The 5,982-nt window shown below is 68.9% G+C and carries 7 protein-coding genes; 3 read left to right on the forward strand and 4 right to left on the reverse strand.

Features of this window, described 5'->3' with window-relative positions:
- A partial coding sequence (gene mnmG / locus VKZ87_RS05935; RefSeq protein WP_324220334.1) for a tRNA uridine-5-carboxymethylaminomethyl(34) synthesis enzyme MnmG occupies positions 1 to 1,862 on the reverse strand: 1,862 nt, incomplete at its 3' end.
- Between the two features lie 217 nt (positions 1,863 to 2,079).
- Positions 2,080 to 2,499 carry a DUF4149 domain-containing protein gene (locus tag VKZ87_RS05940; RefSeq protein WP_324220335.1) on the reverse strand — a complete coding sequence of 140 codons (420 nt, stop codon included), beginning with the start codon at positions 2,497 to 2,499 and terminating at the stop codon, positions 2,080 to 2,082.
- 145 nt (positions 2,500 to 2,644) lie between these two features.
- Here VKZ87_RS05940 and VKZ87_RS05945 point away from each other — a divergent pair, with 145 nt between their 5' ends.
- From VKZ87_RS05945 to VKZ87_RS05955, 3 genes are all read left to right on the forward strand, one after another.
- A complete protein-coding gene (locus VKZ87_RS05945; RefSeq protein ID WP_324220336.1) occupies positions 2,645 to 3,442 on the forward strand; it encodes an MOSC domain-containing protein in 798 nt (265 codons plus the stop codon).
- A 55-nt stretch (positions 3,443 to 3,497) separates the two neighbouring features.
- Positions 3,498 to 4,301, forward strand: coding sequence for an alpha/beta hydrolase (locus VKZ87_RS05950; protein ID WP_324220337.1), 804 nt, complete (start codon positions 3,498 to 3,500; stop codon positions 4,299 to 4,301).
- Positions 4,302 to 4,394: 93 nt separating this feature from the next.
- Entirely contained in the window at positions 4,395 to 4,832 is a 438-nt protein-coding gene (locus tag VKZ87_RS05955; RefSeq protein ID WP_324220338.1) for a hypothetical protein, read from the forward strand.
- A gap of 21 nt (positions 4,833 to 4,853) precedes the next feature.
- On the opposite strand, the gene VKZ87_RS05960 is transcribed toward VKZ87_RS05955, so the two are convergent.
- Positions 4,854 to 5,429, reverse strand: a complete 576-nt coding sequence (locus VKZ87_RS05960) for a GNAT family protein (RefSeq protein ID WP_324220339.1) — start codon at positions 5,427 to 5,429, stop codon at positions 4,854 to 4,856.
- Positions 5,426 to 5,935, reverse strand: coding sequence for a PAS domain-containing protein (locus VKZ87_RS05965; protein WP_324220340.1), 510 nt, complete (start codon positions 5,933 to 5,935; stop codon positions 5,426 to 5,428). The genes VKZ87_RS05960 and VKZ87_RS05965 overlap by 4 nt, the downstream gene beginning before the upstream one ends.
- Between the last annotated feature and the right edge of the window lie 47 nt (positions 5,936 to 5,982).

Raw genomic sequence — 5,982 nt, forward strand, 5'->3', positions numbered from 1 at the left:
TCGATCCCCTGCCGGCGGGCTTTCTTCACATAGCCCAGCAGGGCCGACAGCGCGGCCGGGGTGACGCCGGAAATGCGGGCGGCCTGGCCCAGCGTGCCCGGCCGGGCAGCCTTCAGCTTGGCGCGGACCTCGTTGGAGAGGCCGCCGATGGCGTCGTAATCCAGCCCGTCGGGCAGGATCAGGCTCTCATCCTTGCGGAAGGCCAGGATGTCGGCCTCCTGGCGCTCCATATAGCCGGCATAGCGGCCGTCGATCTCGATCTGCTCGACCACATCGGGGCGCAGATCGCGCAATTCGGGCCAGATTTCCGCCAGTTTTGCCACGGTCATGTCGGGATAGCCGAGCAGCATGGCGGCGGTGCGCTTCTGGCCGTCCTGGTTGATGTTCAGGCCCCTTTTCGCCAGTTCGGCCGGGGTCATGGCCAGCTCGCGGACCAGCCGGCGGGCGGAGTCCAGCGCCGCCGCCTTCCGCTTCCAGACTGTTTCACGTGAAACACCCACGCAGCCGATGCGCAGCCCCAGCGGGGTGAGCCGCTGGTCGGCATTATCGGCCCGCAGGCTGAGCCGGTATTCCGCCCGGCTGGTGAACATCCGGTAGGGTTCCGAGGTGCCGCGGGTGATCAGGTCGTCGATCAGCACGCCGATATAGGCGTCCGCCCGGGTCAGGGTGAAGGAATCCGACCCGCCGGCGGCGAGCGCGGCGTTCAGGCCGGCGATCAGCCCCTGGGCCGCCGCCTCCTCGTAGCCGGTGGTGCCGTTGATCTGCCCGGCGAGGTAAAGACCCGGCTGGCGGCGGGTTTCCAGGGTCGGCAGCAGCTCGCGGGGGTCGACGAAGTCGTATTCGATGGCATAGCCCGGCCGCAGCATGACGGCGTGCTCCAGCCCGGGGATGGTTTTCAGCAGCTCGGCCTGCACCTCGCGCGGCAGCGAGGTGGAAATCCCGTTGGGATAGACGGTGTCGTCGTCCAGCCCTTCCGGCTCGAGGAAGATCTGATGCCGCTCGCGCTGGCCGAACCGCACCACCTTGTCCTCGATCGAGGGGCAGTAGCGCGGACCCGTGCTCTCGATCTGGCCGGAATACATCGGCGCGCGATGCAGATTGGCTCGGATCAGCGCGTGGCCGGCCGGCGAGGTATAGGTGATGCCGCAGCGGATCTGCGGCACGGTGATCGTTTCGGTGAGGAAGCTGAACGGCACCGGCGGATCGTCGGCGCCCTGCATCTCCAGCGAGGCCCAGTCGATGGTGCGGCCATCGAGCCGCGGCGGCGTGCCGGTCTTCAGCCGACCCAGCGAAAAGCCGCATTTTTCAAGGGTTTTAGACAGGCCCAGCGACGGCTGCTCGCCGACGCGGCCGGCCGGAATCTTCTCTTCGCCGATATGGATCAGCCCGCGCAGGAAGGTGCCGGTGGTGAGGATCACGCGCGGCGCGGCGATGAAGCCGCCATCGGCCGTGACGACGCCCCTCACCGCGCCATCCTCGATGCGGATGTCCTCCACGCTGGCGGCGCGGATCGTCAGGTTCGCCTGTTCGGCCAGGATCGCCTGCATCGCCTGGCGATAGAGCCTGCGGTCGGCCTGGGTGCGCGGGCCGCGCACGGCCGGGCCCTTCGACCTGTTGAGCATGCGGAACTGGATGCCGGCGGCATCGGCCACCCGCCCCATCACGCCGTCCAGAGCATCGATCTCGCGCACCAGATGGCCCTTGGCCAGCCCGCCGATGGCAGGATTGCAGGACATCTCGCCGATCGTCTCGATCCTGTGGGTGAGCAGCAGGGTGCGCGCGCCCACGCGCGCGGCAGCCGCGGCCGCCTCGCAGCCGGCATGTCCGCCGCCGATCACGATGACATCGAATTTGTCCTGCATGGGCGCGGGTTTTAGGCCAGCCCCGCCGGAGCGTCAAAGGGATTCGCGCCGCGCTGCGGTTTGCCGGGATGTTTCACGTGAAACACTCATTACCCCCAGCGTCGTCATGCCTGGCCGAAGAGCCGAGAGCGACGATGAGGCGGCGCATCACCCAGTGTCTCACGTGAAACATCCCGCCAGCCGATCATGTTCATGATTTGTTCAAGAACCAGCCCGCTCAGTAGGCCAACGCCAGCAGCACCATGGTGACGGCGAGGATCTGCGCCAGGTTGATCAGCACGCTCAGGCGGTGCAGGCGGCGGAAGACCGGGCGCGCATCGTCCTCGCCCCACTGGGTGGCGTCCTGCAGCGAATAGATGCGCGGGCGCAGGCCGAGATCGACGAAGGCCGCCAGCACCGCGACGAAGGCCATGGCGGCAGCCAGCAGGCGGTCGTCGACGATGACGAGGCAGACCGTGGCGACGGCGCCCAGCGCGGCGATGACCTTGTAGTAGACCGGGAAGATCGCCCGCACGAAGCGGCGCGCGGCGAGAGGCTCCAGTTTGCGATGCGCCACCGGCAGCACGATGAAGGAGAAAAACATCATCGCCCCGAGCAGCAAGGCCGTGGCGAACAGGGCGAGCACGTAGAGCGGCATGTTTCCGGCTTGTCGTTCCCGTCCACAACAGCGCGGGGCAGCCGGGGCGTCAAGCCGCGAAAATGCCGGGACGCGAGGGACCCCGCCTTTGACACCGCCGCAATCGGACGTTGACCGCGCCGGTGCGCCCCGCCAAGGTCTCGCCATGACGACATCCGCTTCCGGCCGCCTCATCCGCATCGCCCGCTTTCCCGTGAAGGGCCTCAGCCCGCAGCCACTGGAAGCCGCCGAACTCGCACCCGGCCGGCCGCTGCCCGGCGACCGCCGCTTCGCGCTGGCCCATGGCGCCTCGGCCTTCGATCCGGCCCATCCCGGCTGGCAGAAGAAGGCGCATTTCCTCAACTGGGCGCGCAACCCGCGGATCGCCGCCCTGCACTGCGTCTTCGACGCCAGCGGCACGCGCATCACCGTGGCCGACCTCGATCCCGAAACCAGCCTCGGACAGATCGACGATGCCGACCTCACCACAAGGGAAGGCCGCGCCGCCCTGGAGGCGCTGGTGCTCGAACACATGGACGAGCGCGACACCCGCGGCCGGGTCAGCGTGGTGGAAGCACCCGGCGCGTGGTTCACCGACGTGCAGAATCCCTTCATCTCGATCCAGAACGCCGCCTCGCTGCAGGATCTCGGCCGCCATACCGGCGGCGACATGTTCGACTGGCGCCGCCTGCGCGCCAACCTGCTGCTGGAGGGCTTTCCCGCCTGGGCCGAACGCGACTGGATCGGCAAACGCCTGCGCATCGGCATGGCGGTGCTGCAGGTCGAGGAAACGATCGGCCGCTGCGTGGCGACGCATATCAATCCCGACACCGCCGAGAAGAACCTGCCGGTGCTCGACATCCTGCAGCAGGCCTACGGCAACACCGATTGCGGCGTCTATGCCCGCGTGGTCGAAGGCGGCCTGGTGCGGCTGGGCCAGAATGCTGAGCTGCTGACGGACTGACGACCATCCCCCTCCTCGCGCTGCGCCCGGGAATGACGACCAGAGGCAAGCCGCCATGATCACCCGCCAAACCTTTACCCGCGACGGCACCGAACTCTCGTATCTCGACTTCGGCGGCGAGGGAGAGATTCTCGTCGCATTGCATGGCCGCTCGGGCTGCGCGCGCAACTGGGTGCCGCTGGCACGGGAGCTGCAGCCGCACTGGCGCATCCTCGCGCTGGACCAGCGCGGCCATGGCTGGAGCAGCCACGACCATGACGGCAGCCGCGAGACCTTCATCGCCGATGCCGCCGCCTTCATCCGCCATGTGCAGGCGCGGACCGGCTGCGGTGCGGTGGCGCTGCTCGGCCACAGCTTCGGCGGCGTGAATGCCTATCAGACCGCGGCGCGCCATCCCGATCTGGTGCGCGCGCTGATCGTGGAAGACATCGGCTGCCGCATCGGCCCGCCGCCGCAGGAGGACTCCTGGCCAACCCGCTGGGACAGCCTGGACGAATTCCTCGCCTTCATGCGGACCACGCCGCTCGGCATGAACCGCTACCTGCTCGACTCGCTGCACGAATTCGAGGATGGCTGGGGCTTCCGTTTCAGCGACGAGAATTTCCTGCCCGCCCGGGCGGAGCTGACCGGCGACTGGAGCGCCGACTGGGCGGCCATCGCCTGTCCCGTCCTGCTGGTCCATGGCCGGCAGAGCTGGGCGGTAACGACGGACGAGATCAAGCGCATGGCCGGGCTCAATCCGCGCACCCGGCTCGCGCTGTTCGATGCCGGCCATGTGCCGCATGACGAACAGCCGGCCGCGTTCGCCGCCGTGGTGCGGGATTTCCTCGGCAGCCTGACCGCGCCGCCGCGCGGGTAGGTCTCACAGAAAAGCCACAGCGGCCTCCACAACATTGCCCGGATCCGGTGCGTTAATGGCGGTATTCTCCCACTGCCTGCCGGATTGTGCCTGATGACGACCACCGCCGCCCTGCTCATGATCGCCGCGCTGAACAGCCAGGGGCTGCCCGGCCCGTCGCCGGCCATGATGCAGGCAACAGAGCAGCCGGCGCCGCACATCCTGCTCGCCCAGGCCGGCACCTCCGCACCGGCGCCCAGCATCGGCGCGCCGGCGCCGACGCCCAAGCTCGAGGAGCTGCCCGACGGTCCGCCGCTCGGTTCGCTGTCGCTGTCACAGCTGATCCTCAAGGTCGAGGGCGAGCCGGAATTCGCCTATGTGCGCGACGTCGCATGGGAGGACGGCAAGTACCGCGTCACCTTCGTCACCCGGAACGGCGAGACGCATGAGAAGGCGATCGATCCGCGCACCGGCCGCGAGACCGGACGCGCCGGCCAGACCGGCGGTTCCGGCAGCGGCAGCGCAACGCCGGGCAGCGAGTCCGCCCGATAACGCGCGCCGGATGACACAGGCCTAGGCGAGCAGCGTTTCCGCCGTCCCGCCGGTTTCCCATTCGCCGCGCAGCAGCGCGAAGAGATCGCTGTCGCGCCATGCACCGCGCACGAGAAAGTTCTGCCGCAGCCTTCCCTCGCGCCGGAAGCCGAGCTTCTCCAGCACCGCATGGCTGCGGTCGTTCTCCACATCGGCCAGGGCCGTGATGCGATGCAGGCCGAGCGTCACGAAGCCGAAATCGAGCAGCGCGCGCATCGCCTCCGAGGCATAGCCCTGGCCGCGGATGCGGCCGTCCATCGAGAAGCCGATATTGCCCTGGCGATGCTCGACGGAGGCGATGCTGAGCCGCACCATGCCGATGGCGCGCTGCATCCGCATCTCCTCGACGGCGAAAACCCAGTCGCGCCCGGAAGGATTGGCCGCCTCCGCCACCCGCGCGGCGATGAAGCGCGTCACCAGCTCGGGCGTCAGCGCCGGCCCGGGCAGGAAGCGCCAGAAATCCTCGGCGGTGGCAAACTCCTGGAACGCGGCCTCGTCCCCGGGCCGGAAGCCGCGCAGCAGCAGGCGCGCGGTGGGAAGTTCGGGGAAAGCGCTCATGTCTCGATCCGTCTGAACACCGTGGCGCCGAACAGCATGTCGACCGGCGCCTGCTCCGTTTTCGCCATCGGCATGACCAGGCCGGTCCAGGCCATGCCCTCGCCGCGGCTGCGGTCGAACCAGTGGCGGCAGCATATCCAGCGCGGCCGCCGCGCCCCGGCCACCTCGCGCCAGTCCTGGAAATAGCGCGCCAGCGGCCCCTTCAGATCGCCGGCGGCGAAGGTGAAGCCGGTCAGCTCGCGGCCGAACCAGTCGCGGAAGGCGGTGCCCATCAGCCGCAGATGGAAGCGCGGCGGATCGTCCAGCACGTCGACCAGGAAGATGTTGCGCAGGATGTCGGGGATCTCGGTCGGCTCGATATCGGCGCGCGCGGGCAGGTCGCGGCCGCCGCGCTTGCCGTCCCAGTAGGCGAAGGCGCGCCGCAGCAGCGGCTCGGGCAGCGCCGCCATGTCCCAGCAGCCCTCGGTGAACTCCACCTCCGGCGCCTGCCTGTCGCTGTCATCCATGCGGGATCACCCTTTCAACGAAGCGACGTTAGCCGAAGACCGCCGCC

The sequence above is a fragment of the Ferrovibrio sp. genome, from assembly GCF_035304305.1.
Lineage (GTDB): Bacteria > Pseudomonadota > Alphaproteobacteria > Ferrovibrionales > Ferrovibrionaceae > Ferrovibrio.

Coding starts and splice junctions, on each gene's coding strand:
- VKZ87_RS05940 (WP_324220335.1), bottom strand. CDS start 2,499: ATGCCGCTCTACGTGCTCGCCCTGTTCGCCACGGCCTTGCTGCTCGGG.
- VKZ87_RS05965 (WP_324220340.1), bottom strand. CDS start 5,935: ATGGATGACAGCGACAGGCAGGCGCCGGAGGTGGAGTTCACCGAGGGC.
- VKZ87_RS05960 (WP_324220339.1), bottom strand. CDS start 5,429: ATGAGCGCTTTCCCCGAACTTCCCACCGCGCGCCTGCTGCTGCGCGGC.
- VKZ87_RS05945 (WP_324220336.1), top strand. CDS start 2,645: ATGACGACATCCGCTTCCGGCCGCCTCATCCGCATCGCCCGCTTTCCC.
- VKZ87_RS05955 (WP_324220338.1), top strand. CDS start 4,395: ATGACGACCACCGCCGCCCTGCTCATGATCGCCGCGCTGAACAGCCAG.
- VKZ87_RS05950 (WP_324220337.1), top strand. CDS start 3,498: ATGATCACCCGCCAAACCTTTACCCGCGACGGCACCGAACTCTCGTAT.